25 protein-coding genes and 2 pseudogenes are annotated in these 25,298 nt (G+C 73.4%); 14 read left to right on the forward strand and 13 right to left on the reverse strand.

Translation table 11 applies throughout. The annotated features are described in order from the left end of the window. A complete protein-coding gene (locus tag IE219_RS11945; RefSeq protein WP_189976619.1) occupies positions 1-1,161 on the forward strand; it encodes a methyltransferase in 1,161 nt (386 codons plus the stop codon). A gap of 45 nt (positions 1,162-1,206) precedes the next feature. On the opposite strand, the gene IE219_RS11950 is transcribed toward IE219_RS11945, so the two are convergent. From IE219_RS11950 to IE219_RS11960, 4 genes and pseudogenes are all read right to left on the reverse strand, one after another. Beyond that, a complete protein-coding gene (locus IE219_RS11950; protein WP_229849729.1) occupies positions 1,207-2,088 on the reverse strand; it encodes an RNA polymerase subunit sigma-70 in 882 nt (293 codons plus the stop codon). 87 nt (positions 2,089-2,175) lie between these two features. Next, positions 2,176-2,658 carry a hypothetical protein gene (locus IE219_RS11955; protein ID WP_189976620.1) on the reverse strand — a complete coding sequence of 161 codons (483 nt, stop codon included), beginning with the start codon at positions 2,656-2,658 and terminating at the stop codon, positions 2,176-2,178. 72 nt (positions 2,659-2,730) lie between these two features. Continuing rightward, positions 2,731-2,949, reverse strand: a complete 219-nt coding sequence (locus tag IE219_RS31695; protein WP_229849730.1) for a hypothetical protein — start codon at positions 2,947-2,949, stop codon at positions 2,731-2,733. A 217-nt stretch (positions 2,950-3,166) separates the two neighbouring features. Continuing rightward, positions 3,167-4,033: pseudogene (locus IE219_RS11960) on the reverse strand (M48 family metallopeptidase); the annotation flags it as partial. A gap of 305 nt (positions 4,034-4,338) precedes the next feature. Here IE219_RS11960 and IE219_RS11965 point away from each other — a divergent pair. After that, a complete protein-coding gene (locus IE219_RS11965) occupies positions 4,339-5,619 on the forward strand; it encodes a hypothetical protein (RefSeq protein ID WP_189976621.1) in 1,281 nt (426 codons plus the stop codon). A 110-nt stretch (positions 5,620-5,729) separates the two neighbouring features. Here the strand turns inward: IE219_RS11965 and IE219_RS11970 are convergent, their stop codons facing one another. Both IE219_RS11970 and IE219_RS11975 read right to left on the reverse strand, forming a co-directional pair. After that, on the reverse strand, positions 5,730-6,395 hold the full coding sequence (locus IE219_RS11970) for a hypothetical protein (RefSeq protein ID WP_373298814.1): 666 nt from the start codon (positions 6,393-6,395) through the stop codon (positions 5,730-5,732). After that, positions 6,392-6,859: a DUF2199 domain-containing protein gene (locus IE219_RS11975; protein WP_229849737.1), complete on the reverse strand. Its 468-nt coding sequence runs from the start codon at positions 6,857-6,859 to the stop codon at positions 6,392-6,394. Before IE219_RS11975 ends, IE219_RS11970 begins: the two co-directional genes overlap by 4 nt. A 174-nt stretch (positions 6,860-7,033) precedes the next feature. On the opposite strand from IE219_RS11975, the pseudogene IE219_RS11980 reads away from it, so the two are divergent. Then, positions 7,034-7,892, forward strand: a pseudogene (locus IE219_RS11980) (IS5 family transposase). Positions 7,893-7,906: 14 nt separating this feature from the next. Here IE219_RS11980 and IE219_RS11985 read toward each other — a convergent pair. Together IE219_RS11985 and IE219_RS11990 are read right to left on the reverse strand one after the other, a co-directional pair. After that, a complete protein-coding gene (locus IE219_RS11985; protein ID WP_189976623.1) occupies positions 7,907-8,464 on the reverse strand; it encodes a hypothetical protein in 558 nt (185 codons plus the stop codon). Between the two features lie 219 nt (positions 8,465-8,683). After that, entirely contained in the window at positions 8,684-9,181 is a 498-nt protein-coding gene (locus IE219_RS11990; RefSeq protein WP_189976624.1) for a toll/interleukin-1 receptor domain-containing protein, read from the reverse strand. Positions 9,182-9,733: 552 nt separating this feature from the next. On the opposite strand from IE219_RS11990, the gene argC reads away from it, so the two are divergent. The 5 genes from argC to IE219_RS12015 are packed head-to-tail and all read left to right on the forward strand — an operon-like array spanning position 9,734 to position 14,564. After that, the gene (gene argC / locus IE219_RS11995) at positions 9,734-10,762 is read left to right on the forward strand and encodes an N-acetyl-gamma-glutamyl-phosphate reductase (RefSeq protein WP_189976625.1); all 1,029 of its coding nucleotides are present in this window, start codon (positions 9,734-9,736) and stop codon (positions 10,760-10,762) included. Then, the gene (argJ, locus tag IE219_RS12000; RefSeq protein ID WP_189976626.1) at positions 10,759-11,925 is read left to right on the forward strand and encodes a bifunctional glutamate N-acetyltransferase/amino-acid acetyltransferase ArgJ; all 1,167 of its coding nucleotides are present in this window, start codon (positions 10,759-10,761) and stop codon (positions 11,923-11,925) included. The genes argC and argJ overlap by 4 nt, the downstream gene beginning before the upstream one ends. Further along, complete coding sequence (gene argB / locus IE219_RS12005; RefSeq protein WP_189976627.1) at positions 11,922-12,827, forward strand: acetylglutamate kinase; 906 nt, start codon at positions 11,922-11,924, stop codon at positions 12,825-12,827. Before argJ ends, argB begins: the two co-directional genes overlap by 4 nt. Continuing rightward, positions 12,824-14,020, forward strand: a complete 1,197-nt coding sequence (locus IE219_RS12010) for an acetylornithine transaminase (protein WP_189976628.1) — start codon at positions 12,824-12,826, stop codon at positions 14,018-14,020. The genes argB and IE219_RS12010 overlap by 4 nt, the downstream gene beginning before the upstream one ends. A gap of 7 nt (positions 14,021-14,027) precedes the next feature. After that, a complete protein-coding gene (locus IE219_RS12015; protein WP_189976629.1) occupies positions 14,028-14,564 on the forward strand; it encodes an arginine repressor in 537 nt (178 codons plus the stop codon). 17 nt (positions 14,565-14,581) lie between these two features. Here the strand turns inward: IE219_RS12015 and IE219_RS12020 are convergent, their stop codons facing one another. Both IE219_RS12020 and IE219_RS12025 read right to left on the reverse strand, forming a co-directional pair. Beyond that, on the reverse strand, positions 14,582-15,295 hold the full coding sequence (locus tag IE219_RS12020) for a L,D-transpeptidase family protein (protein WP_189976630.1): 714 nt from the start codon (positions 15,293-15,295) through the stop codon (positions 14,582-14,584). 103 nt (positions 15,296-15,398) lie between these two features. Next, positions 15,399-16,544 carry a hypothetical protein gene (locus IE219_RS12025; protein WP_189976631.1) on the reverse strand — a complete coding sequence of 382 codons (1,146 nt, stop codon included), beginning with the start codon at positions 16,542-16,544 and terminating at the stop codon, positions 15,399-15,401. A gap of 159 nt (positions 16,545-16,703) precedes the next feature. On the opposite strand from IE219_RS12025, the gene argH reads away from it, so the two are divergent. From argH to IE219_RS12040, 3 genes are all read left to right on the forward strand, one after another. Beyond that, positions 16,704-18,131, forward strand: a complete 1,428-nt coding sequence (gene argH / locus IE219_RS12030) for an argininosuccinate lyase (RefSeq protein WP_189976632.1) — start codon at positions 16,704-16,706, stop codon at positions 18,129-18,131. Between the two features lie 156 nt (positions 18,132-18,287). After that, positions 18,288-18,839, forward strand: coding sequence for a TetR/AcrR family transcriptional regulator (locus IE219_RS12035; RefSeq protein WP_189976633.1), 552 nt, complete (start codon positions 18,288-18,290; stop codon positions 18,837-18,839). Further along, the gene (locus tag IE219_RS12040; RefSeq protein ID WP_189976634.1) at positions 18,836-20,380 is read left to right on the forward strand and encodes an MFS transporter; all 1,545 of its coding nucleotides are present in this window, start codon (positions 18,836-18,838) and stop codon (positions 20,378-20,380) included. Before IE219_RS12035 ends, IE219_RS12040 begins: the two co-directional genes overlap by 4 nt. Positions 20,381-20,459: 79 nt before the next feature. On the opposite strand, the gene IE219_RS12045 is transcribed toward IE219_RS12040, so the two are convergent. Continuing rightward, the gene (locus IE219_RS12045; protein ID WP_373298818.1) at positions 20,460-21,083 is read right to left on the reverse strand and encodes a lysophospholipid acyltransferase family protein; all 624 of its coding nucleotides are present in this window, start codon (positions 21,081-21,083) and stop codon (positions 20,460-20,462) included. 274 nt (positions 21,084-21,357) lie between these two features. On the opposite strand from IE219_RS12045, the gene IE219_RS12050 reads away from it, so the two are divergent. The 3 genes from IE219_RS12050 to IE219_RS12060 all read left to right on the forward strand — a co-directional run bounded on the left by IE219_RS12050 (position 21,358) and on the right by IE219_RS12060 (position 23,870). Then, positions 21,358-22,566 (forward strand): glycerophosphodiester phosphodiesterase, encoded by a 1,209-nt coding sequence (locus tag IE219_RS12050; protein WP_189976636.1) that lies wholly within the window; start codon positions 21,358-21,360, stop codon positions 22,564-22,566. A 235-nt stretch (positions 22,567-22,801) separates the two neighbouring features. Then, a complete protein-coding gene (locus IE219_RS12055) occupies positions 22,802-23,362 on the forward strand; it encodes a sigma-70 RNA polymerase sigma factor region 4 domain-containing protein (protein WP_189976637.1) in 561 nt (186 codons plus the stop codon). 25 nt (positions 23,363-23,387) lie between these two features. Then, positions 23,388-23,870 (forward strand): GNAT family N-acetyltransferase, encoded by a 483-nt coding sequence (locus tag IE219_RS12060; RefSeq protein ID WP_189976638.1) that lies wholly within the window; start codon positions 23,388-23,390, stop codon positions 23,868-23,870. An 81-nt stretch (positions 23,871-23,951) separates the two neighbouring features. On the opposite strand, the gene IE219_RS12065 is transcribed toward IE219_RS12060, so the two are convergent. Continuing rightward, the gene (locus tag IE219_RS12065) at positions 23,952-24,389 is read right to left on the reverse strand and encodes a hypothetical protein (RefSeq protein WP_189976639.1); all 438 of its coding nucleotides are present in this window, start codon (positions 24,387-24,389) and stop codon (positions 23,952-23,954) included. Between the two features lie 2 nt (positions 24,390-24,391). Next, positions 24,392-24,754: a hypothetical protein gene (locus tag IE219_RS12070; RefSeq protein ID WP_189976640.1), complete on the reverse strand. Its 363-nt coding sequence runs from the start codon at positions 24,752-24,754 to the stop codon at positions 24,392-24,394. Positions 24,755-25,298: the final 544 nt, after the last annotated feature.

Raw genomic sequence — 25,298 nt, forward strand, 5'->3', positions numbered from 1 at the left:
ATGAACCGTCTGACCACGTCATGGGGCACCCACCCGCTCACCCGCCACCCCGAGGACCCGCGCGATCCGCTGCGCGCCTGGGACGCGGCCGACGAGTACCTGCTGAACCACCTGGCCGAGGCCGGCACCGACCTCTCCGGCACCGTCGCCGTCCTCGGCGACCGCTGGGGCGCCCTGGCCACCGCCCTGCACGCGGCCGGGGCCGGCGGCCTCGTCCAGATCTCCGACTCGTACCTGGGCCGGGAGGCCACCCGGGCCAACCTCGCCCGCGCGGGCGCCGCCCCCGGCGCCGTCCGGCTGCTCACCACCCAGGACCCGCCGCCCGACCGGATCGACGTCCTCCTCGTCCGCGTCCCCAAGAGCCTCGCGCTCCTGGAGGACCAGCTCCACCGGCTCGCGCCCGCCGTCCACCCCGGCACCGTCGTCGCCGGCACCGGCATGGTGAAGGAGATCCACACCTCCACCCTCCGCCTCTTCGAGCGGATCCTCGGCCCCACCCGCACCTCCCTCGCGGTGAAGAAGGCCCGGCTGATCCACACCACCCCCGACCCGGCCGCCGCGCCCGGCCCGAACCCGTGGCCGTACCGCTACGACCTGCCCGGCGACACCCCGGCCCGCGCCCTCGCCGGCCGCACCGTCACCAACCACGCGGGCGTCTTCTGCGCCGACCGCCTCGACATCGGCACCCGCTTCCTCCTCGGCCACCTGCCCCGCGGCCTCGGCGCGGCCCGCGTCGCCGACCTCGGCTGCGGCAACGGCGTCGTCGGCCTCGCGGTCGCCCTCGCCGAACCCGACGCCGAACTCCTCTTCACCGACGAGTCGTACCAGGCCGTCGCCTCCGCCGAGGCCAACTTCCGCGCCCACCTGGGCGCCGGCCGCCCGGCGCGGTTCACCGTCGGCGACGGGCTCGCGGACGTCCCCGAGAGCTCCCTCGACCTCGTCCTCAACAACCCGCCCTTCCACAGCCACCAGGCGACCACCGACCGCACCGCCCGCCGGATGTTCGCCGACGCCCGCCGCGCCCTGAGCCCCGGCGGCGAACTGTGGGTCGTCGGCAACCGCCACCTCGGCTACCACGCCACCCTCCGCCGGATCTTCGGCAACTCCGAACTGGTCGCGAGCGACCCGAAGTTCGTGGTGCTGCGCGCGGTCCGCCGCTGACCGGACGACTCCCCGGACGACTCCCCGGACGGTTCACCGGTCGGTTCACCGGTCGGGGAAGACCGGCGCCAGGGCGCGGACGTGCTCCTCGCCGGTGGTGAACTCCAGCCGGACGATCCGCGCCCCGCGGAACCCGAGGGCCACCGCCGCGACCGGCCGCCCGTCCTCGAAGGCCACCGCCCCGACCCCGCCCGCCAGCAGCGCGGGCCGCAGCCGCGCCGCCCGCCGGGCGAAGCCGGCCGCGGCGAGGGCCGCGGCAGGCGCCCCGTGCACCGGGCCCCGCGCGCCGTACGCCACCGCCTCCGGATCCAGCAGCCGGGCGAGCGCGACGGCGTCCCGCGCGCGGGCCGCCCGCAGGAACGCTTCCGCCGTCCGCCGCGCGCCCCCGTCCGCCCCGTCGCCACCGGCACCGCCGCGCAGCCGCCGCCGGGCCCCGCGCGCGCGGCGGGCGGCCCCGTCCGGGGTGCCGCCCATGACCCGGGCGGTCTCCCCGGGCGCCAGCCCGAACCCGTCGTGCAGGAGGTACGCGACCCGCTCCCGTACCCCCATCGCCCCGAGCGCGAGGAGGAACCCGGCGACGACGGCCTCCTCCACTTCCCGCGCGGCCCCCTCGGCCGACCCTCCGCCCGGCTCCCGCACGGGTCCTCCGCCCGACCTTCCGCCCGGTTCCCGCGCAGGTCCTCCGCCCGGCTCCCGCGCAGACCCTCCGTCCGGTTCCCCGGTCAGGCAGGCGTGGACGACCAGTCCCGTCAGGAGCAGCCGCGCCCCGCCGGTCCCGAGCCCCTCCCGCACCCGGGCGAGGGCCGTCTCCGCCTCCCGTTCCGCGCCCGCGCCCAGCAGGCGCAGGGCCAGCCTCCGCAGCCGTTCCTCGTCGGTGTCGAAGCGCGCTCCGAGCGCGTGCGTCAGGGCGTCGTCGTCCATGTCCATGGGCTCATCTCCGTCGGGTGCTTCCACCCCGATGACGGACCGGCCGCGCCCGGTGTGACGGCCCCGCCCCGATCGGCCCCGCCCGGATCAGCCCCGGGTGCGGGCGGACCCGGCGCCCGTCGTCGGCCGCCGGGCCTCGCGCGCGGCGAGGGCGAGACAGGTGAGGGAGGCCACCGCGAACCCCAGCGCGGCCGGGCCCACGAAGCCGGGGACGTCGTCGGAGGCGTAACTCCCGCCGTCCTGCCGCACGCAGACGTACCGGGGCGGCAGGTACTCGATCCGCTGGGCCACCACGTCCCGCGCCGTGTCCGGATCGCCGCCCACCCGGCACGGCGCGGCCGGGAAGGCGTCGGTGCCGCTGTCCTCGGTGAGGACGACGGCCAGGGCGACGGCCAGCAGCCCCAGCGCGTACACCGCCGCCGCGCCCGCGCCCAGCAGCGCGGCGGCGCACCGCAGCAGGACCGGCTGCCCGGCGCCCCGGACGCCGATCCGGCCCAGCCGGCCGCAGCCGTACCCGGCGAGCCCGAAGCAAAGGACGACCACGACGAGGAGCAGCAGGAGGAGCGTCATCGGGCGACCTCACCAGGACATTCGCCCGGCCGCCATGACGGACCCCACAATTCCGCTTCCGTCGGAGCCGGTTCAGCCCTTCGCCAGCTCGCGGGCGAGGGTCCGGCGGGCGGCGTCGAGCTCCGCGTCGACCAGGGCGGCACGTGCGGCGTCCAGCACGAGCAGGGGCTCGCGGGCGGCCCGGCCGGTGATCATCCGGTGCCGCAGGTGGGTCGGCGGATGGGTGGCGTCGACGCTGTGGCCGCGCCGCTCGCCGCGCCGCCGCAGCCGCTCGTACTCGGACTCGGGCACGGCGGCGGCGTGCCGGACCAGCCGCTCCCAGACCGTCGGCCCCCCCGTCCTCCCCGGCCGCGCGCCCGGGGCGCCGGGTGCGGCCCGCGACGGCCTCCCGCTCCAGCGCGTGCTCCAGGACACCGGCGCAGAGCAGCCGGTCCATGACCGAGGCCGCCGCCTCCGTCCCGCCGATCCGGGCGGCGGTCCCGTCGGCGAGGTACTCGGCGCGCTGCGACTGCCGCAGCGTGAGGTGGTCCAGGAGGTGCGTGACCCCGTCGACGGCGAGCCGGAACGGGGCCGTCATGAGGTTGGCCGCGTCGTCGAAGAGGCTCTCGGACGGCCGGGGCGCCAGCGCGTACGCCCAGGTCTGAAGGGTCTCGAAGGCGCTCGCGATGACGAGGCCGTGCCGGGTGTCGCCGTGCGCGTAGTGCCCGAACTCGTGGCCCAGGAGCGCGATCCGCTCCTGCGGGGAGAGCGTCTCCCACAGGCCGAGGCCCACGGTGAGCAGACGTCGCCGGCGCACGCCGTACCCCTCGACGGAGGCGTTCACCTCGGTGCTCACCGCCACGGTCGCGACCCCGGCGGTGCCGACCGCGGCGGCGACCTCGTCGAGCAGAGCGAAGAGGTGCGGCGCGTCCGCGCGGCGCAGCACCGGCCGGTGGGCGACGGCCCGGCGCAGGCTGCCGAAACGGGGCCGCAGCAGCACCGCGAGGAGGACCAGGACCGCGCCGAGCACGGCGTGGAAGCCCTGGCCGAGGACGATCAGCGCGACCCCGGCGGCGAGCAGGGCGAGGGTGAAGCCGTGCACGGCCAGCGCGAGCGCGGTGGCGAGCCGGCCGGAGCGGCCGCGCCCGGCGGACTCCCCGCCGCCCTCCTCGCGGAGTTCGGCGAAGAGCTGTTCCCCGTGGCGGCGGGCGAGCCGCCGCCGCAGCCGCTCGACCCGGCGGCGCGGCCCCTCGTCCGGCGCGCCCGGATCGACGTTCCAGTCGCATGCCGCGCACCAGGAGACGTAGACCCCGCCCCCGGTCGTGGCGGCGCCGCAGTCGGGGCAGGGCGCGGCGGAGACCGGTCTTCCCGCGGTGTCGTCGGCCGTCCGGGTCATGGTGGATTCCCCCCACCGGGGGTGGCCGCGACGGCGCCGTTCCCCCGCGTCGTGCGTGCGAAGCCGTCGCCTTCGAGGTGTTCTCGTCGTGCCCGCGCCGTACGGGCGGACGACCAGGGACTCTAGGGCATTGCGTCGACACCCCGGAGCGGGGGCGGAACACCGGGACGGGCCTTCACCACCTGGGGGCGGGGCGGCGCGGGCCTTCGTGAACCGGGGTCAGGACGGGGCGCGGGCCTTTGTGGACCGAGGCCGGGACCGGAGTCGTACGCCCCTGTCCGCCCCCGCCGCTACTGTGCTGCCGCATGAAGATCGAATCCCTTCTCACCGACCTGACCGGCGACGATTCCGCGCGGGCCGACGCCGCCGCCGCGCTGCTGACGGAGCGGTACGCCGACCTGATGCCGGAGCTGCTGGAGACCCTGTCGAACAACCGCTGGGGCGCCGCCCGCAGGGTGGTCGAGCGGATCCTCGCCGGGCTCGGCCGGCCCGCCTTCGACGCCGTCGCGGCGGTCCGGCGCGGCAAGGGCGATGGGGCCCGGCAGGCGGGCCGGACGCTCGCCGCCTTCGACGAGCGCTGCGCCGACGGCTTCGCGGAGCTGGCCGCCGAGGCCGATTACGGCACGGCGGACGACGGCTTCCGGGGCCTGATCCGGCTGCGGACCGGCTCCGAGGCCGCGCTGCGGGCCCTGGTCGAGCAGTACGGCCGGGGCGGCACCGTCCCGTACACGGCCGCCGGCTACGCCCGCCTCCTCCACGACGAGCTGCGCCCCCGGCTGCGCGCCCTGCGCCGCGACCCGGCCGCCGGCCCCCGCGCCCGGCGCGGCGCGCTGGCCGCCCTGGTCGCGGGCGGCGGCGCCGACGCCCTCGGCGACCGCGACCGCGCGGCGGTCGAGCGGCTGGTCCGGGTGAAGATCCCGCACGAGGTGCCGCAGGTCCCCTCCGCGACCCTCTGCGGCTGGTGGCTGGCCGTGCCGGGGGAGACGTACGAAGGGATATTCGAGGCCCTGGACCTGCACGAGCGGCGGCCGGTCACCTGCCGCGCGGGCAGCCAGGCGTCGGAGGGCGAGGGCGTCGAGCTGCCCCTGCCCGGCGGGGAGGGCACCGCCACCGTGGGCCGGGTCTTCGTCTCCCCGGAGCTGAACGGCTGGCGCCTGGTCTTCGGCCCCTACGGGCCGGTCATGGAGGGCACCTGGGAGGGCATCGTGGAGACCGTCGAGCGGGCCAGCGCCCACTGCGGACGGGCCCAGATCTACTTCCTGGACGACGCGGGCGGCGCCGACATCTGGATGGCCGCCGAGGACGGCCGGGTGATCCGCCGGTACGCCGCCGAGAGCGACCCCGAGTGGGAGGGCGACCCGCTGCCCGGGGAGCCGCTGGCCGTCGACGACCCCGACTTCGACCCCGAGGTCGACGACGACGTCCCGGCCAACGCGGGCGTCCTCGGCGCCCGTTCCGCCTGCGCGGTCCTCTCCGTCGACCCCGAGACGGTCGGCGCGGACACCGAGGTCCGGGGCCACGGCTGGCTGGCCCTCACCGCCCCCGGCTTCGGCCACGGCGCCGTCCCCGGGGTCCTGCGCCTCTGAGACGGGGGAGTACGGGCCCGGTCCGTGTGACTTAGCGCTTCAGTTGGCCCTTTCGGCCAAGTAGGTGCTCAGCTGGCGGCGCCGGGCCGGAGAGCTTGCCCATCCGCGTGTTAACTGCCGCTGAGGCCCCATGCATCGAGTCCGCCGTAGATGTGGGCTCTCAGGCAGCGGGGGGCGTCAAAGCCTGAGGCTTCGCCGCGGTAGACGGCGATCAGCGAATCTTTGCCCCGCCACCAGGTGTCAGCGAGGCCCTGGACTTCAGGTACCGGCTCGAATCCGTCAAGGTCCAGCTCATCGACGGCACTGCCCTTGATCTTCGTGATGGTCTTGGCCCGGTAGCCCGCATGGTCGGCTAGCGCCAGGGCTTCCACCCATCCCTCTGTGCTGGCGTGCAGCGGTGTCCAGCGGTCAGCGTCGATCCCGAACTCTCCTCCCGGCCCGATCATGAACCCGTGAGCCATGGAGACGCGACAGCCGCCAGCCGGGAACCGCCATCCGTCCGCGGCCGAGCCTTCGGGAACATCGGCTTCCAGGACGCGCGGGCCACCCTCGTATGCGGGGGCCGGGGGCAGAGCGATGCCGCCCCAGCGCTCCTGGAAGGCCACGGCCCGGTTGATCTCGGCAGCCGGTATCCCCCGTTTGAGCCACGCCTCCCGACAGAGCGTGAGGTCGCGACGGGGAACCCGCAGCCCATGCCCCTCGACGAAATATCGGGCTCGGCGGCTCAGGCCTTCCGGCGCCCGAGGGGCCAGCCGCACTCGTGCGTCCCCCGTCACTGTTGCCTCCTGCCGCGGGAGGGGTGCAGCACTGCCGCGGCGATCTCCCGTACGCGGTCCTGGGTGATTCCTGCGCGCTGTTCAACGGCGAGAGGGTGGTCGGTAGGTTCGAGCTCGATGAAGGGGCGCTGGCCGATCGGGCGGGTGTGGACGTTGGTCTTGAGGTTGAGGGTCGTGGGCGAGTAGACGGGTAGGTCGGTTGTGAGCCAGCCGAAGTACGGCTTCTCGGACTCCCGGCCTGGCGTGTCCCACACGTCCGCCGCGCGGGAGAAATTCTCGCGGCTGAGAGATACCCAGGCACCCCAGGAGAACACCTCGTCGCTGCCGATCACCGGTATCTCGATCAGGCCTTTGACGAAGTAGTGCTGCGCCTGGATCACGCACTGGTCTGACGAGAGCAGGCAGTCGTCGGCGTCAGTGAAGGTCGGATCCCAGACGGCTGGGGCCTCGGCCGTGTAGTTCATGGGCAGCTCAGGGTGGTGCGCGCCGCAGCACGAGCAGGCGAATCCGAGATCAGTGGTCATGACGGGAGCCTAGTGATCGGCTTCTGTGCAACCGGTCGGCACCCACCTGTTGGCCCGCCTTGCTGCGCAGCGCTTAGAGCGTGTTTCCTTGATCTGTTCGTCGGTTGATCGGATGTGTCTGTCCGGTGGGTGATCACTGATGCGATGTGGGGCCGGATCGAGCCGTTGATGCCGGCCGATCCGGTCCGTGGTCGACGATGGGCCGACCATCGTCGAACCCTGGAGGCCATCGCGTGGAAGTACCGCACCGGCTCGCCCTGGCGGGGCCTGCCGGCGAGCTCGGCTCATTCCAGACCGCTCACAAACGGCTGATCAGGTGGGCCGTGGACGACACCTGGGGATGCGTCTTCGCCGCGCTCCTGGCAGCGGCCGATGGCGCTGACGACATCGGCTGGACCGTGTCGGTGGACTCCACCGTCTGCCGGGCCCACCAGCACGCTGCCGGAGCCAGGAAAAAGGGGTTCCGGATCAGGCTGAGCCCGATGACCATGCGCTCGGTCGTTCCCGCAGCGGCCTGAGTACGAAGGTCCACCTCGCCAGCGGCAGCCACGCACGGCCCTTGGCCCTCCGCGTCACCGCAGGCCAAGCGGGCGACGCCCCAGCCTTCGAAACCGTCATGGACAGCATCCGTGTTCCGCGAAACGGACCCGGAAGGCCAAGGACCCGCCCGGACGTCGCCCTGGCCGACCGCGCTTATTCATCCCGCGCGATCCGTGCGCATCTCCGGCGGCGAGGTATCCGTGCCGTGATCCCGCAACCCGCCGACCAGGTCGGCCACCGACTGCGGCGAGGCCGCGCCGACGGTCGCCCGCCCGGCTTCGACACCGAGGCATACAGACAGCGCCATGCCGTCGAACGATGCATCAATCGCCTCAAGCAATGGCGTGGTCCGGCCATGCGAACCGACAAACTTGCCATCGCCTGCCAGGCCGCACTCCACCTCGCTGCGATTCTCATGTGGACACGGCCCTGACCGAGGACCAGAGCCTAGGACAGCGGCCGACCGCCAAGGCCGGCCCGGCTGACGCCGCGAGGTGAGAACGTCATCGGTCCCATCCATCCCTGGCGGACGAGGGCGATCTGAGAGGGCAGCGGTGACACCGGGTCGAGTGCCCTCCCGCGCGCCCAGTTCTCGAAAAGCCCCTCGGTCGTCTCGACGACGGACACCACCATGGTCACCTTCAGGTCCCCGTCGCTCCAGGTGTTCCACAGCGCCCAGCCCTCCGGCCTGGGATCGACGCCGATCCGTGCACACACCTCCTCGTACGCCTCCTCCACCCCGACCGGCATGGCCCTGGGCTTCAACACCGAGGCTCCGACAAGGCGGACCAGAGGCCGGTCCTCCTCCAGGCAGCCATCGCCCTCGAAGTGGTAATGGCGCAGAGCCCGAGCAAGCACGTTCACGCTGCGCTGCAGCGGTGTCGCCTCATCCGGGTCTGCCTGGAACGAGAGCCATCCTTCGTTGGACGCCTCCGCACTGACGCGGTTGGCGAGGCGCTCGATCTCCCGGAGATAGTCCAGGTCACTGAGCTCGGGTGAGGTCATGGCCCGAAGTTTCGCACCATGCCGCCGACACCGACACAGGTTATCGATCCAACCTGCGGCACCGTGCGGACCGCACTTCCAAGAGACAGGCTCTAGTCGCATGCCCTCTTATCTCCGGGCCGGGAGCCAAGGCAGGTCCGCACGCGGGTGCGGCGCCCAGGAGAACAGGCAGCCAGAGATTCCGCTTAGGGTCGTACCTCGTGAGGGTTCAACTGAGCGTCAGGCAGCGGGAAGTGCGGCGGCAGCAGCAGCGATCTTGGCGGCGACGGCGTCGAGCGACGATTCCTTCGTGCTCAGCCCGGAATGGGACGCGAGCATGGGGCTGACGTCGTAGAGCTCGTCGAAGGTCACCCCGTGCGTCACGGGCACGACGCGATTGGTATTGAGCAGGACGGCGAGTTCCTTTTCGGCGATGCCCTCGTTCTTGATGCTCTCGAGTAGGGATGGCGTGACCAGCACGATGCCGATGCGGGAGTTGCGAAGCCCCTTGTCGATCTCGCGCATCTGCAGCGAACCGAGCGGGATGTCTTCCTCGCTGAACCACACCGTCGCGCCACTGGCCTTCAGGTGGCCGTAGAGCTCCTTCGCGCTGCCCTCACGATCGTTCCAGGCGTGGCACAGGAAGAGGTCCCGCTTGTCCGGGTATGTCTGGGCCTGTGTCGCAGCCTTCTCGGCGTAGGGCCCGACCGCCTGCCACTCGGTCGGGGTGTACGACACTGTCCTGCCGGACCTGGTGCGACGCGAGGTCCCACCTCCGGACGAGCCGTACGACGAAGACCGGCCTCCGTCGCCGCTGCTGTACGAGGACCCCGACGGGTATGACGACCGGGAGTACGATCTTCCCCAGTTGCTGCACGCTGGGCAGTTCGCGGCTCCACTCGCGGTGCGGTGACCTCGGGAGGGTGCTGTGCATTGCGCCATGGCCCCATGGTAAAGGGAGTCGCAGACACGGTGTCGTAGTTACTGCACAGTCTTCCCGTCTGACGCCTATCCGTGACGGAACTCCACTACGTCGTCGGGCAGATATCGAGCCCTCTGTATACGACTCCGTCGCACACCACCGCGTACGACTTCCTCGCGCAAGGCTCTCCGGCTGCACAGCTGCTCTGGGTGCACAGCGCTACATGACCAAGGTGTGCCGACTGGCACTCTCCATGCGCCAACGAAAATTCTCGGTCACACCGGTCCGGCGCGCCGGGCCCGTACCGCCGCATTGCATAAAACTACAGCGGCACGTATAGTCATGCCATCCATGAGGAGGGTCTTTCGATGACGGTACGAGCAGCAGTCGCGGGCGCGAGCGGATACGCGGGCGGGGAACTCCTGCGCCTCCTCCTCGCCCACCCCCACGTCGAGATCGGCACCCTGACCGGCCACTCCAACGCCGGACAGCGCCTCGGCGGCCTCCAGCCCCACCTGCTCCCGCTCGCCGACCGGGTCCTCGCGCCCACCACGGCCGAGGAGCTCGCCGGACACGACGTCGTCTTCCTCGCCCTCCCGCACGGACAGTCCGCCGCCGTCGCCGAACAGCTCGGGGACGACGTCCTCGTCGTCGACATGGGCGCCGACTTCCGGCTCGAGGACCCGGCCGACTGGGAGATGTACTACGGCTCCCCGCACGCCGGCACCTGGCCCTACGGCCTCCCCGAACTGCCGGGCGCCCGCGCCGCGCTGGAGGGGTCCAAGCGCATCGCGGTGCCCGGTTGCTACCCCACCGCCGTCTCGCTCGCCCTCTTCCCCGCGTACGCCGCCCGGCTCGCCGCGCCCGAGGCCGTGATCGTCGCCGCCTCCGGCACCTCCGGCGCGGGCAAGGCCCTCAAGCCGCACCTGCTCGGCAGCGAGGTCATGGGCAGCATGACCCCGTACGGCGTCGGCGGCGGCCACCGGCACACCCCGGAGATGATCCAGAACCTCAGCGGCCCGGCCGGCGAGCGCGTCACCGTCTCCTTCACCCCCACCCTGGCCCCGATGCCCCGCGGCATCCTCGCCACCTGCACCGCCGCCGCGAAGCCCGGCACCACCGCCGGAGCCGTCCGCGCCGCCTACGAGAAGGCGTACGCCGACGAGCCCTTCGTCCACCTCCTCCCCGAGGGGCAGTGGCCGGCCACCGCGTCCGTGTACGGCTCCAACGCCGTCCACGTCCAGGTCGCGTACGACGCGAACGCCGGCCGGATCATCGCCATCAGCGCCATCGACAACCTGGCCAAGGGCACCGCGGGCGGCGCGGTGCAGAGCATGAACATCGCCCTCGGCCTTCCCGAGGACACCGGACTCTCCACGATTGGAGTCGCTCCATGAGCGTCACCGCAGCGCAGGGATTCACGGCGGCGGGCATCGCCGCCGGGATCAAGCAGAACGGCAACCCGGACCTGGCCCTCGTGGTCAACACCGGGCCGCGCCGCGCCGCCGCGGGAGTCTTCACCTCCAACCGCGTCAAGGCCGCCCCCGTCGTCTGGTCCCAGCAGGTCCTCGCCGACGGCGAACTGACCGCCGTCGTCCTCAACTCCGGCGGCGCCAACGCCTGCACCGGACCGCAGGGCTTCCAGGACACCCACGCCACCGCCGAGAAGGTCGCCGAGGTCCTCGGCGGACAGGGCACCGAGGTCGGCGCGGGCGAGATCGCCGTCGCCTCCACCGGCCTCATCGGCGTCCTCCTCCCGATGGACAAGCTCCTCCCCGGCGTCGAGAAGGCCGCCGCCGAACTCTCCGCCCACGGCGGCGAGAAGGCCGCCATCGCCATCAAGACCACCGACACCGTCCACAAGACGGCTGTCGCCTCCAAGGACGGCTGGACGGTCGGCGGCATGGCCAAGGGCGCGGGCATGCTCGCCCCCGGCCTCGCCACCATGCTCGTCGTCCTCACCACCGACGCCGACGTCGACGCGGCCGGCCTCGACGCCGCCCTCCGTGACGCCACCCGCCTCACCTTCGACCGGGTCGACTCCGACGGCTGCATGTCCACCAACGACACCGTCCTCCTCCTCGCCTCCGGCGCCTCCGGCACCACCCCCGCCCAGGCCGACTTCGCCGAGGCCGTCCGCGAGGTCTGCGCCGACCTCGCCCGCCAGCTCATCGGCGACGCCGAGGGCGCCAGCAAGGACATCCGCATCGAGGTCGTCAACGCGGCCACCGAGGACGACGCCGTCGAGGTGGGCCGCTCCATCGCCCGCAACAACCTCCTCAAGTGCGCCATCCACGGCGAGGACCCCAACTGGGGCCGCGTCCTCTCCGCCATCGGCACCACCTCCGCCGCCTTCGAGCCCGACGCGCTGAACGTCGCCATCAACGGCGTCTGGGTCTGCAAGAACGGCTCCGTCGGCGAGGACCGCGACCTCGTCGACATGCGCTTCCGGGAGGTCGTCATCACCGCCGACCTCGCCGCCGGCACCGAGACCGCCGTCATCTGGGCCAACGACCTCACCGCCGACTACGTCCACGAGAACAGCGCGTACTCGTCGTGAGCAGCGCCACGCGGAAGCACACCGCGCTCCCCAAGGCCCAGACGCTCATCGAGGCGCTGCCCTGGCTCACCCGCCACCACGGCAAGACCGTCGTCATCAAGTTCGGCGGCAACGCCATGATCGACGAGGAGCTGAAGGCGGCCTTCGCCCAGGACGTCGTCTTCCTGCGCCACGCCGGCCTCAAGCCGGTCGTCGTGCACGGCGGCGGCCCCCAGATCAGCGCCGCCCTCGACCGGCACGGCATCGTCAGCGAGTTCAAGGCCGGCCTGAGGGTCACCACCGAGGACGCCATGGACGTCGTACGGATGGTGCTCGCCGGCCAGGTCCAGCGCGAGCTCGTCGGCCTGCTCAACCAGCACGGCCCGCTCGCCGTCGGCCTCACCGGCGAGGACGCCCGCACCATCACCGCCACCAAGCACCTGCCCGAGATCGACGGCGAACGCGTCGACATCGGCCGGGTCGGCGAGATCACCGCCATCGACACCGGCGCCCTCCAGGCGCTCCTTGAGGACGGCCGCATCCCGGTGGTCTCCTCCATCGCCCGCTCCCAGGACGACGGACATGTCTACAACGTCAATGCTGATACGGCGGCTGCGGCACTCGCTGCGGCGCTGGGCGCCGAGACCCTGATGGTCCTCACGGACGTCGAGGGCCTCTACGAGGACTGGCCGAACAGCGACGAGGTCATCAGCCGGCTCACCGCGAGCGAGCTGGAGAAACTGCTGCCCGAGCTGTCCAGCGGCATGGTCCCCAAGATGGAGGGCTGCCTCCACGCCGTCCGCAACGGCGTCACCACCGCCCGCGTCATCGACGGGCGCGTCCAGCACTCCATCCTGCTGGAGATCTTCACCGACGAGGGTATCGGCACGATGGTCGTGCCGGACGGACAGGGGGAATCATGAGCAACGAGGCACTGACCGAGCGGTGGCGGGGATCGCTCATGAACAACTACGGCACCCCCCGCCTGCCCCTCGTCCGGGGCGAGGGCGCCAAGGTCTGGGACGCCGACGGCACCGAGTACCTCGACTTCGTCGGCGGCATCGCCGTCAACGCCCTCGGCCACGCCCACCCGGCCGTCGTCGAGGCCGTCACCCGGCAGATCTCCTCCCTCGGCCACGTCTCCAACCTCTTCTCCGCCGAGCCGCCCGTCGCGCTCGCCGAACGGCTCCTCGCCCTCTTCGGCCGCCCCGGCAGGGTCTTCTTCTGCAACTCCGGCGCCGAGGCCAACGAAGCCGCCTTCAAGCTCGGCCGGCTCACCGGGCGCACCCGCATGGTCGCCACCGACGGCGGCTTCCACGGCCGCACCATGGGCTCCCTCGCCCTCACCGGACAGCCCGCCAAGCAGACCCCCTTCCTGCCGCTGCCCGGCGACGTCACCCACGTCCCGTACGGCGACGCGGACGCGCTGCGCGCCGCCGTCACCGAGGAGACGGCCTTCGTCATCATCGAGCCGATCCAGGGCGAGAACGGCGTCGTCGTCCCGCCCGCCGGCTACCTGAAGGCCGCCCGCGAGATCACCCGCGCCACCGGCACCCTCCTCGTCCTCGACGAGGTCCAGACCGGCATCGGCCGCTGCGGCCACTGGTTCGAGTACCAGGCCCACGAGGGCGTCGAGCCCGACGTCGTCACCCTCGCCAAGGGGCTCGGCGGCGGTCTGCCGCTCGGCGCCGCCGTCGCCTTCGGCGAGGCCGCCGAACTCTTCGCCCCCGGCCACCACGGCACCACCTTCGGCGGCAACCCCGTCGCCTGCGCCGCCGGACTCGCCGTCCTCGACGTCCTCGCCGCCGACGCCGCCCTCGACCACGTCAAGGCGGTCGGCGAGCGGCTCCGCACCGGAATCGAGGGCCTCGGCCACCCGCTGGTCTCCCACGTCCGGGGCGCGGGACTCCTGCTGGGTATCGTGCTCACCGGGCCCCTCGCGCCGCAGGTGCAGCAGGCGGCCCAGGACGCCGGCCTCCTGGTGAACGCGCCCGCCCCCGACGTCGTACGGATCATGCCCCCGCTGGTCCTCGCCGACGCCGAGGCGGACGCCTTCCTCCAGGCGCTGCCGGCGGTCCTGGACCAGGCGAACGGGCAAGGACGAACCGGAGAATGAGGCGACGATGACCGACGCGCAGGAGCACGACCACGGAGGGCCGTCGGTCCCGCAGACCCGCACCGCACGCCACCGCAGGATCGTCGACATCCTCAACCGGCAGCCGGTGCGCTCGCAGAGCCAGCTCGCCCGGCTCCTCGCGGACGACGGGCTGAGCGTCACCCAGGCGACGCTCTCCCGCGACCTCGACGAGCTCGGCGCGGTGAAGATCCGCAACACCGGCGGCGAGCTGATCTACGCGGTCCCCAGCGAGGGCGGCTTCCGCACCCCGCAGGCCCCGCTCGGCGAGTCCGCCAAGGAGGAGCGCATGCGCCGCCTCTCCGGCGAACTCCTCATCTCCGCCGAGGCGTCCGCCAACCTGGTCGTCCTGCGCACCCCGCCGGGCGCCGCCCAGTTCCTCGCCTCCGCCATCGACCAGGCCGAACTCCACGCGATCCTCGGCACCATCGCGGGCGACGACACCCTCCTGCTCATCTCCCGCGACCCCACCGGCGGCCAGGCCCTCGCCGACCACCTGCTGCGGCTGGCGCAGAAGGGGAACTGAGCCCCGCCGGGCCGTCCTCAGTACCGCACGACCGCCGTCGGACCCCCTCGGGTGCCGACGGCGATGTGCGGGGAGCGGTCCGGGTCCGCCCAGGCCAGGATCGCGCGCAGGGCGTCCGCCGGGACCGAGACGCAGCCGGCCGTCGCACCCCGGCCGTTCACGTGCAGGAAGATGCCCGCGCCGCGCATCCGGACCGGGCGGGCGTAGTTGAAGCCGATGACGAGCGCGTGCGCGTAGGCGGTGCCGTACGCGGTGAGGTGCTCGGCCTCGGTCGGGCGGCAGTCCGGCGGCAGGCCCTCCACCCAGCGGTTGTACGCGCGCGAGGCGTTGTCCTGGCACCACCAGGAGTCCTCGGTGGCCCGCACGTACGGATAGCGGGTGCCGGCCGGCGCGGGCCGGATGCCGAAGGCGTACGGCAGGTCGTAGAGGCCCGTCGGGGTGGTGCTCGTGCCCTGGCGCCGCACGCTCCCCTCGGCGAGGCCGTTCGCGCCGAAGCGGGCGGGCGCCGACCCGGCCCGGACCCAGCGGCCGTCCCGCCGGTCCCACCAGGTCACCGTGCCGGTCGTGGCGGCGGTGTCCGGGGCGACGGCGGTGATCAGCTGGGAGCCGCCGCCGGTGTCCGCCATCCGCGCGGGCAGCGGCACCGGGAGGTCCGCCGGGGACGCCTGCGCCGGGCCCGCGCCCGGGGCCAGGCAGAGCAGCACCGCGCCGAGCGCGAGGAGGGTACGCATGGCGCGACGCTAGGCGCCCCCCGCGCGCCCTGCCACGCCACTGGCCCGAGTGGGGGAGTCCGCCGACGCCGGTGGCGACGGGGCTCCTCACGGACCGGGGTGCTCAGCCGGTCCACGGCCGCAGGGCCCGCGCCGCCTCCCGTACGACGGCGGGCTCGGGATCGCCGAGGAGCTCCCGCATCCGCCTCGGGTCCGCCGCGTCGAGCAGCCGCAGCCCGGCGACCGCCGACGCCCGCACCCGGCCGTTCCGGTGCGCGGTCAGTTCCCGCAGCAGGGGTACGTCCACGGTCCGCGTCCCGCACTCCCCGAGCCCGAGGGGCGCCCGGTCCGGCACCTCGGCGGCCGCGCAGGCCGCCCGGTAGAGGTCCGCCGGCTCGGTCCCGCCCCGCCGCAGCACCCACCGGGCGCAGGCCCGCGCCCGCCCCGACCGGTCGTAGAGGTACGGCTCCGCCTCCGCGTGCCGGCCGGCCCCGCGCAGCGCGGTGACCCCGGCCGCCCGCACCCGCCCGAAGCGGGAGCCCAGCAGGACGGGCACGGTCGCCTCCGGCACGCCCGCGGCCACCGCCGCCGAGGCGGCCCGCTCCTGCACCACCGGGTCGTGGTCCCCGGCCGCGACCCGCGCCAGACCGGGGCCGTCGTACAGCCCCCGGTCGAGGGCGACCGAGAGCGCGGCCCGCCGGGTGGCCCCGTCGCGGCAGCCGAGGAGCAGCGCGGTCACCCGCGCCGCGTCGCCGTCCCGCAGCAGTCCGTCGAGGAGTTCCGCGCCGGTGTCGCCCCGCAGCCGCCCGGAGAGCCGCAGCAGCACCGGCGCGGTGACGGCGAGCTCCCCGGCCGAGGCGCCGGGCAGCGCCTCCCGCAGCAGCTCCAGGGCCCGCGCGCGGACCGGCGCCACCCAGTCCGCCGCCCGCACCGCGACCAGCGGCAGCAGCTCCGCCCGGCCCGCCGCGTACGGCAGCGCGGCCTCCCGGATCCGTCCGTCGGGGTCGCACAGGGCGAGGGCGAGACCGGCCTCGGCGGGCGCCTCCCGCACCTCGGCGGCGGCACGGCTCCAGAGCCGCCACCCGGGCCCGCCGGTTCCCACGAGCCACGCGTGCGCGGGCGCGAGGGCGCCGCCCCGGATCGCCCGCCGCACGTCCTGGTCCAGCCGGATCCACGCCTTCGGGCGCGTCACGTCCAGGACCCGGCGCGGGGGCAGCCCCCGCGCCAGCCCCCGCACCGCCACCTTTCGCGCCTCCGCCTCGTTCGTCATGGGGGGAGGCTAGGCGCCGTCCGCCCGCACCCGCCCGCGGTTTTCCGTGGCCCTGGCCGCTCGTGGGGCGCGCCCCCGACGTCGATTGACGAATCATGCGGAGTTCTGCATACTCATGCATCAAGGGTTTCGGTCCATCGAGGCGAGGAGCAACCAGAAGTGAGCAGCAACAACGGTGACGTCCGGCTCTGGGGCGGACGCTTCGCCGACGGTCCCGCCGAGGCCCTCGCGAAGCTCTCCGCCTCGGTCCACTTCGACTGGCGCCTCGCCCCCTACGACATCGCCGGATCCCGCGCCCACGCGCGCGTGCTGCACAAGGCCGGACTCCTCACCGAGGACGAGCTGACCCGCATGCTGGCCGGACTCGACCGCCTGGAGGCGGACGTCGCCGACGGCTCCTTCGTGGGCACCATCGCCGACGAGGACGTCCACACCGCCCTGGAGCGGGGCCTCCTGGAGCGCCTCGGCGCCGACCTCGGCGGCAAGCTCCGCGCGGGCCGCTCCCGCAACGACCAGGTGGCCACCCTCTTCCGCATGTACCTGCGCGATCACGCCCGGATCATCGGCGGCCTGATCGCCGACCTCCAGGACGCGCTGGTCGGCCTCGCCGAGGCCCACGCGGACGTCGCCATGCCGGGCCGCACCCACCTCCAGCACGCCCAGCCGGTCCTCTTCGCCCACCACGTCCTCGCGCACGCCCAGTCCCTCTCCCGGGACGCCGAGCGGCTGCGCCAGTGGGACACCCGGACGGCGGTCTCCCCGTACGGCTCCGGCGCCCTCGCCGGCTCCTCCCTCGGGCTCGACCCGGAGGCGGTCGCCAAGGACCTCGGCTTCGAGCGCGGCTCGGCGGGCAACTCGATCGACGGCACGGCCTCCCGCGACTTCGTCGCCGAGTTCGCCTTCATCACGGCGATGATCGGGGTGAACCTCTCCCGGATCGCGGAGGAGATCATCATCTGGAACACGAAGGAGTTCTCCTTCGTGACCCTCCACGACGCCTTCTCCACCGGTTCGTCGATCATGCCGCAGAAGAAGAACCCCGACATCGCCGAGCTGGCCCGGGGCAAGTCCGGCCGCCTCATCGGCAACCTGTCGGGCCTGATGGCCACCCTCAAGGCCCTCCCGCTCGCGTACAACCGCGACCTCCAGGAGGACAAGGAGCCGGTCTTCGACTCCTGCGACCAGCTGGAGGTCCTGCTCCCCGCCTTCACCGGCATGATGGCGACCCTCACCGTCAACCGGGAGCGCATGGAGGAGCTGGCCCCGGCGGGCTTCTCGCTCGCCACCGACATCGCCGAGTGGCTGGTCAAGCAGGGCGTGCCGTTCCGGGTCGCCCACGAGGTGGCCGGCGAGTGCGTCAAGGTCGCCGAGTCCGAGGACAAGGAGCTGGACGAGCTGACGGACGAGCAGTTCGCCAAGATCTCCGAGCACCTCACCCCCGAGGTCCGCACCGTCCTCGACGTCCCCGGCGCCCTCGCCTCCCGCGACGGCCGGGGCGGCACCGCCCCCTCGGCGGTCGCCGTCCAGCTGGTCGAGGTCAAGGCCGACCTGGTCGTCCAGCACGCCTGGGCGGACGCCAAGAAGTAACCGCCGCACCTGGGCGGACGCCAAGAGGCAACCGTCCCCGCTCCGCTTCCCGGAAGGCCCCTCCCCTGAGGGGCCTTCCGGCGTTCTCCGGCCCTTCCGTGAGCGGCTGACATTCCACGTGAGACATAAATGTCTCGCGTGGTGTATGGTCGTCTCATGTCAGTCGACCGCACCCAGGTGCTTCGCGCCGCCGCCGCCCTGCTCTCCCGCAAGGCGACCGCCACCATGGACGAGGTCGCGCGGGCCGCCGGGATCGGCCGCGCCACCCTGCACCGGCACTTCGCCGGCCGGGACGCGCTCGTGCGGGCGCTGGAGCAGCTGGGCATCGAGGAGACCGAGGCCGCCCTGGAGGCGGCCCGGATCGAGGAGGGGCCGGCCGACGAGGCCGTCCGCCGCCTCGTCCCCGCCCTCCAGCCCGTCGCCCCGCTCCTCTCCTTCCTCGTCACCGAGAACCAGCTGTTCGAGGGCGACGGGCAGAACGAGGGCTGGGCCCGCCTCGACGCCCGCCTGGTCGCCCTCTTCCGGCGCGGCCAGGAAGAGGGCGCCTTCCGGATCGACCTGACCCCCGCCTGGCTGTGCGAGGCGCTCTACGGGCTGATCGGCTCGGGAGCCTGGGCCGTCGCCGACGGGCGGGTCGCCGCCAACGACTTTTCGTACATGATCACCGAGCTGCTGCTCGGTGGAGCGCGCAGGAGCGTGGAGAAGTGACCACCGAAACCGTCCGGCCCGACAGCCATACCGAGGGCGTGCGCCGCCCCGGCCGGTGGCTCGCCCTCGCCGCGCTCGTCCTGGCCGTGCTGCTGGTGGCCGTGGACGCCACCGTGCTCGGCCTGGCCACCCCGTTCCTCTCCGAGGACCTGAAGCCGACCGGCACCCAGCTGCTCTGGATCGGCGACGTCTACTCCTTCGTCATCGCCGGCCTGCTGGTCTCCATGGGCAGCCTCGGCGACCGCATCGGCCGCAAGAAGCTGCTGCTCATCGGCGCCGCCGCGTTCGGCGCCGTCTCGGTCCTGAACGCCTACGCGACCACCCCCGAGATGATGATCGCCGCCCGCGCCCTCCTCGGCGTCGCCGGCGCGACCCTGATGCCGTCCACCCTGGCCCTCATCCGGAACCTCTTCCACGACCCGCGCGAGCGCAGCCTCGCCATCGGCGTCTGGGGCGCCATGGCCTCGGCCGGCGCCGCCGTCGGCCCGGTCGTCGGAGGCTTCCTCCTGGAGCATTTCTGGTGGGGCTCGGTCTTCCTCATCAACCTGCCGGTCATGGCCGTCCTGGTCGTCATCGGCGCCAAGCTGATCCCCGAGTCGAAGAACCCGGACCCGGGCCCCTGGGACCTGCCCAGCGTCGCCCTCTCCCTCGTCGGCATGATCGGCGTCGTCTACGCGATCAAGGAACTCGCCTCGCACGGGTTCACCCTCGACGTGGCCGCCGCCCTCCTCCTCGGCGTCGCGGGACTGGGCGGCTTCGTCCGCCGCCAGCTCACCCTGAAGAGCCCGCTCCTGGACATGCGCCTGTTCCGCAACCGCGGCTTCTCCGGCGCCGTCCTCGCCGACCTGCTCGCCGTCCTGGGCCTCTCCGGCCTGGTGTTCTTCCTGTCCCAGTTCTTCCAGCTGGTCCAGGGCCGCCAGCCGCTGGAGGCCGGTCTCGCCGAACTCCCGGCCGCCGTCGGCGCGGTGACCGCCGGCCTGCTCGCCGGCCGGGCCGCCCGCCGCTTCTCGGTCCGCGTGGTCGCCGCGGGCGGTCTCGCCGCCGTCGGCCTCGCCCTCGCGGTCCTGACCGCGATCGGCCAGCACACCGGCTACCCGCTGCTCGGCGCGAGCCTGCTCGTCGTCGGCGTCGGCGCGGGACTCTCCTTCACCGTCACCGCCGACGTGATCCTGTCCAGCGTCCCCAAGGAGCAGGCCGGCGCCGCCTCGGCCGTCTCCGAGACCGCGTACGAGCTCGGCGCCGCCCTCGGCATCGCCGTCCTCGGCTCCATCGTGACCGGCGTCTACCGGGGCTTCGCCACCCCGGCCGGCGTCCCCTCCGACATCGCCTCGGCCGCCCACGACTCGCTCGGCGGCGCCGTGGAGGCGTCCGGGGCCCTCGACCCGGCCCGCGCCGGGGAGCTGGTCCACGCCGCCCAGGAGGCGTTCGTCGACGGCCTGCGGATCGCGGCGGGCGCCGGCGCGGCGGTCCTCCTCGCCACCGCCGTCGCCGCCTGGTTCCTCCTCAAGAACCAGAAGCTCGCCGACGGCGTCGAGCACTGACGCGCCCGCCCCGCGCACGAAGGCGCCCCCGCACGGAGACCGTCCGTGCGGGGGCGCCCTTCTCGCGCGGGGCGGGCGGTCAGGCCGCTTCCTTCGCCTTCGTGGCGTACATGTCCACGTACTCCTGGCCCGACAGCCGCATCACCTCGGCCATCACCGAATCCGTCACCGCCCGCAGGACGTACCGGTCGCGGTCCATCCCCTCGTAGCGGGAGAACTCCATCGGCTCGCCGAACCGCACCGTCACCTGTGTCGGCCGGGGGAAGCCCGCGCCCGTCGGCTGCGCCTTGTCCGTGCCGATCATCGCGAACGGCACCACCGGCGCGCCGGTCATCAGCGTCAGCCGGGCGACGCCGGTACGGCCCCGGTAGAGGCGGCCGTCGGGGGAGCGGGTGCCCTCCGGGTAGATCGAGAAGATCTTGCCGTCCTCAAGCACCCGGCGGCCCGTCATCAGCGCCGCCACACCGCCCCGGCCGCCGTCCCGGTCCACCGGGATCATGCCGACGCTGGTGAAGAACCAGGCCATCAGGCGGCCCTTCACGCCCTTGCCCTTCACGTACTCGTCCTTGCCGATGAAGTACACCGGGCGGTCCAGGCAGATCGGCATGATCATCGAGTCGATGAAGGTGAGGTGGTTGCCCGCGAGGATCACCGGCCCGGTCCCGGGAACGTTCTCGGCGCCCTCGACGCGGGGGCGGAACATCAGACGCAGGATCGGACCGAGGGTGGCCTTGACGATCGCGTGACGGGACAACGGTTCCTCCGGTGTCGGGCGAACGGCTCCGGAGAGCCGACGGTGCAGCACGGGACGATACTCGCGGGTCAGCGCGGTCCGCACATCGGGTTCACCGAACGGATACGCGCCGTTGACACGTGTTTCCGCCATGTTCGGCCCGGGTCCGCCGTCCGTAGGGGATCGCTGCCTACCGTCGGGGCCACCCCACGACAGGTGCGGGACATCACACAGGAGGACCTCCATGACCCAGGGCGCACCCCGGACCACGGCCCGGCGCACGGTACTCGGCGCGGCGGGCGCGGCGGCGTTCGGTGCCTCCGCCGGCCTCGCCGGCGCCGGCACCGCGCAGGCCGCCGAGACCGGCCGCCCGCAGGACGGGGACCACCGGGGCCACGACCGCGGCAACGGCAACGGGCGCGGCTACCGCTCGCTCCCCGTCCCCACCGTCATCGCCCACCGCGGCGCCAGCGGCTACCGCCCCGAGCACACCCTCGGCTCGTACCAGCACGCCCTCGACCTCGGTGCCCACGTCATCGAGCAGGACCTCGTCCCCACCAAGGACGGCCACCTCGTCTGCCGCCACGAGAACGACATCACCGGCACCACCGATGTCGCCTCCCGCCCCGAGTTCGCCTCCCGCAGGACCACCAAGAGCGTCGACGGCGCCCGGCTCACCGGCTGGTTCACCGAGGACTTCACCCTCGCCGAGCTGAAGACCCTGCGCGCCACCGAGCGCATCCCCGGCACCCGGCAGGAGAACACCCTCTACGACGGCCGCTGGGCCGTCCCCACCTTCGAGGAGGTCCTGCGCTGGGCCGACGAGGAGGGCCGCCGCCGGGGCCGCGAGGTCTGGCTCCACGTCGAGACCAAGCACCCCACGTACTTCCGTTCGATCGGCCTCGCCCTGGAGGAGCGCCTCGCCCGCCTCCTGCGCCGCTACGGCCGCCACCGCGCGAACTCCCCGGTCTTCCTCCAGTCCTTCGAGCCCAGCAGCATCCAGCGGCTCTCGAAGCTCGTCGACTCCCCGGGAGTCGTCCTCCTCTCCGGCGCCGACACCCGCCCCTGGGACTTCGTCCAGGCGGGGGACCCGCGCACCGTCGCCGACCTCGTCACCCCGGCCGGCCTGCGCTGGATCGCCTCGTACGCCCAGGGCATCGGCCCCACCCTCGACCTGGTGATCCCCCGGGACGCCGCCGGGAAGCTGGGCACCTCCACCACGCTCGTACGGGACGCCCACGCCCAGGGCCTCATCCTCCACCCGTACACCCAGCGCAACGAGAACACCTTCCTGCCCGCCGAGTTCCGCAGGGGCACCGACCCGGCGGCCTACGGCGACGCCTTCGGCGCGCTGAAGGCGTGGTTCGGCACCGGCATCGACGGCATCTTCTCCGACAACGCGGACACGGCCCTGCTCGCGGCGGCGGACTTCCGGGAGGCCGGGGGCCGCTGACCGGTTGGATTCGGGATCTTGGATCCAGCATCTTGGATCCGGGATCCGGGATCCGGGACACCGGATCTTGGATCCAAGCTCCAGCATCTTGGATCCAGGCTCCAGCCTTTTGGATCAAAGATCCGGGATCCAGCCTCTTGGATCCCGGATCCGCACCCCCGTTCCCCTCCCCCCGACCGGGTGGTTCCCCGCCTCATCCGCAACCGCTCCCCGCCCGTCCCGCATCGTGCCGGACATGACCTCCCCGGAAACCCTCCTCGCCGCCCTCACCCCGCTGCTCGCCGCCGAATCGCGGGCGGAGGCCGCCGCGGCCGGGGTCGAGGCCGGCGATCTGGAACAGGCCGTCTGGCTCCGTCTCCTGGAACGGCTCCGCGCCGACGACGCCCCCGACCGCCCCGCCGACTGGCTGCGCAGGGCCGTCCGGGCGGAGGCGCGCCGGGCCCGGCGCACCCGTCACAGGGAACGCCCCTATCCGGGCGAACCGGTGCCGAGGGCGGGGGAGGAGCCGTACGCGGGCGTGCCGCTGGGTTCCCCGGAGGGCTGGGTCCTCTCGGCGGAGCGCCGCCGCACCGTCCGCGCGGCCGTCACCCGGACGCCCGGCCGCTGCCCCCGGCTGCTGACCGCGATGCTCGACCCCGCGGACCCCACGTACCGGGAAATCGCAGGGACGTTGGGTATCTCACAGGGAAGTCTGGGGCCGATGCGTTCCCGTTGCCTGGGATGCCTGCGCAGAATGCTCGCGGCAGAGGTTCCGGTCCCCGGCCGACGGGGAAGGGTGCGGGGAACCGATCGGTGACCAGATGAGCGGGAGGCATGCACACATGGGCCTGAGTGTGACCATCTCGGCGGCGGACGCGCGCGACGCGGAGCAGATCCTGAAGCTCCAGTACCTCTGCTACCAGAGCGAGGCAGAGCTGTACGGGGACTGGTCCATCGAGCCGCTCACCCAGTCGCTCGACGCCGTCCGGGCCGAGCTGGCGGAGGGGTACGGGCTGGTGGCCCGGCTGGGCGACGAGGTCGTCGCCTCCGTGCGCGCGCGGACCGACGAGGACGGCACCGTCCACATCGCCAAGCTCATCGTCCACCCGCGCCTGCGCCGCCACGGCATCGGCGGCCGGCTCCTCGACGCCATCGAGCGCCACCCCGCCGGGACGGACGCCGCCGCGCCCAAGCGGTTCCAGCTGTTCACCGGCCACCGCAGCGAGGGCAACCTCCGCCTCTACCGCGCCAAGGGCTACGCCCGCACCGGCACCCGCGAGATCGGCCCCCGGCTCACCCTGGTCACCCTGGAGAAGGCGGCCTGAGGCGCCCGCCCCGGACCGGGGGCGGAACACGACGGCGGCGGCGGCCCCACCGGGCCGCCGCCGTCGTCACGTATGGCGGGATCAGGCCGTGCGCGAGCGCCGCAGCCACCAGATGCCGGTGAGCGGCAGCAGCACCGGGATGAAGACGTAGCCGTACCCGAAGTCCGACCAGACGGTGGAGTCGGGGAAGGCGGACGGCTCCACCAGGGTCCAGGTCCCCACGATCAGCACGCCCGCGAGCTCGGCCGCGCAGCACACCAGCGCCGCCCGGCGGGCCGTCTCCCCGCCCCGTACCAGCGTGTAGGTGATGAAGACGTACACGACGGCCGCGACCGCCGACAGCGTGTACGCCAGCGGGGCGTGCTCGAACTCGCTGCTGATCTGGTAGATCGAGCGCGACACCGCGCCCACCGACATCACGCCGTACAGCCACACCAGCAGCATGCCCGGCCCCTTGACGAGCCGGGTCCGCCCGCCGTCCGCCGTCTCCGCGGCCCGCTCGCGCGTCGTCTCCGCCATGGTCAGCCCACCGTCCAGATGTCGAAGAGACGCACTTCCAGGACGGCGAGCACGACCGCGCCCGCCGCCACCGTCGCCGAACCCCAGCGGGACCGCTCGGCCAGCGACATGAAACCGGCGATCGGTACGGCGCACAGCGCGCCGAGGAGATAAGCGACGAAGATCGTCGTGCCCTCCTCGGCCTTCTCGCCGCGCGCCAGCCGCACGATCCCGACGATCAGCTGGACCAGGACGAGGAAGGTCACCACGGCCATGCCGATGAAGTGCCAGTCCTTGGTCGGCTGGTCCCGGTAGGCGGCGAAGCCGCACCAGGCGGCGAGGACGAGCGCGGCCACCGATACCGCGACCGTGAGGGCGTCAAGCATGCGCCCGAGGGTATTACGGCCCGAACGGCCCGATGCCCTCGCCCCCGCCGTACACCCCGGGACCGTTCCCGCCGTACACCCCCGGGCCGCTCCACCGTACGAAACCGCTCCCGCCCCTTCCGTACGACCGCCCCGCTCCCTCCGTGCGAACCACCCCACCCCGTGGCCTTGGCCACATCCCGGCCTCTCCGCCCCGACTCCCGCCACCCCGCCGCACCCCGCTCCGGCGCAGGTCCCGCACGGGGAAGCGCGGGGGAGCGGCCCCGACGGCGGCGTCCGTCCCGCGTCTCAGGAGCGTCCGGAATGCGGACACCCGACTTCTGTTCGCACCTGCGCATGCTTTACTTGCAGACATGACCACGACGAGCAGCCGCATCCTTGCGACCGAGGCGAACCAGACGCCCGGTGCTCGTTGTATGTGTCGAATGTGCGCCTTCTGAGGGCCCCCGCCTGAGCCTCGCGCCCCGAAGCGAGACCCCGACGGCCGAGCCGATCCGCCCGCCCCACCGGCGCCGGACCGTGCCCGCCCCGCGCATCACCGCCC

The organism is Streptomyces termitum (genome assembly GCF_014650175.1).
Lineage (GTDB): Bacteria > Actinomycetota > Actinomycetes > Streptomycetales > Streptomycetaceae > Streptomyces > Streptomyces termitum.

What these genes read in the sequence shown, in the direction of transcription:
- IE219_RS11955 (WP_189976620.1), bottom strand. Translation starts at nt 2,658, where the DNA reads ATGACGCTCCTCCTGCTGCTCCTCGTCGTGGTCGTCCTTTGCTTCGGG.
- IE219_RS11965 (WP_189976621.1), top strand. Translation starts at nt 4,339, where the DNA reads ATGAAGATCGAATCCCTTCTCACCGACCTGACCGGCGACGATTCCGCG.
- IE219_RS11945 (WP_189976619.1), top strand. Translation starts at nt 1, where the DNA reads ATGAACCGTCTGACCACGTCATGGGGCACCCACCCGCTCACCCGCCAC.
- argC (WP_189976625.1), top strand. Translation starts at nt 9,734, where the DNA reads ATGACGGTACGAGCAGCAGTCGCGGGCGCGAGCGGATACGCGGGCGGG.
- IE219_RS12055 (WP_189976637.1), top strand. Translation starts at nt 22,802, where the DNA reads ATGACCTCCCCGGAAACCCTCCTCGCCGCCCTCACCCCGCTGCTCGCC.
- argJ (WP_189976626.1), top strand. Translation starts at nt 10,759, where the DNA reads ATGAGCGTCACCGCAGCGCAGGGATTCACGGCGGCGGGCATCGCCGCC.
- IE219_RS12015 (WP_189976629.1), top strand. Translation starts at nt 14,028, where the DNA reads ATGACCGACGCGCAGGAGCACGACCACGGAGGGCCGTCGGTCCCGCAG.
- IE219_RS12045 (WP_373298818.1), bottom strand. Translation starts at nt 21,083, where the DNA reads ATGTTCCGCCCCCGCGTCGAGGGCGCCGAGAACGTTCCCGGGACCGGG.
- IE219_RS12065 (WP_189976639.1), bottom strand. Translation starts at nt 24,389, where the DNA reads ATGGCGGAGACGACGCGCGAGCGGGCCGCGGAGACGGCGGACGGCGGG.
- IE219_RS11975 (WP_229849737.1), bottom strand. Translation starts at nt 6,859, where the DNA reads ATGAACTACACGGCCGAGGCCCCAGCCGTCTGGGATCCGACCTTCACT.
- IE219_RS12010 (WP_189976628.1), top strand. Translation starts at nt 12,824, where the DNA reads ATGAGCAACGAGGCACTGACCGAGCGGTGGCGGGGATCGCTCATGAAC.
- IE219_RS12070 (WP_189976640.1), bottom strand. Translation starts at nt 24,754, where the DNA reads ATGCTTGACGCCCTCACGGTCGCGGTATCGGTGGCCGCGCTCGTCCTC.
- IE219_RS12020 (WP_189976630.1), bottom strand. Translation starts at nt 15,295, where the DNA reads ATGCGTACCCTCCTCGCGCTCGGCGCGGTGCTGCTCTGCCTGGCCCCG.
- IE219_RS12050 (WP_189976636.1), top strand. Translation starts at nt 21,358, where the DNA reads ATGACCCAGGGCGCACCCCGGACCACGGCCCGGCGCACGGTACTCGGC.
- IE219_RS12060 (WP_189976638.1), top strand. Translation starts at nt 23,388, where the DNA reads ATGGGCCTGAGTGTGACCATCTCGGCGGCGGACGCGCGCGACGCGGAG.
- IE219_RS11985 (WP_189976623.1), bottom strand. Translation starts at nt 8,464, where the DNA reads ATGACCTCACCCGAGCTCAGTGACCTGGACTATCTCCGGGAGATCGAG.
- IE219_RS12035 (WP_189976633.1), top strand. Translation starts at nt 18,288, where the DNA reads ATGTCAGTCGACCGCACCCAGGTGCTTCGCGCCGCCGCCGCCCTGCTC.
- IE219_RS12025 (WP_189976631.1), bottom strand. Translation starts at nt 16,544, where the DNA reads ATGACGAACGAGGCGGAGGCGCGAAAGGTGGCGGTGCGGGGGCTGGCG.
- IE219_RS11950 (WP_229849729.1), bottom strand. Translation starts at nt 2,088, where the DNA reads ATGGACATGGACGACGACGCCCTGACGCACGCGCTCGGAGCGCGCTTC.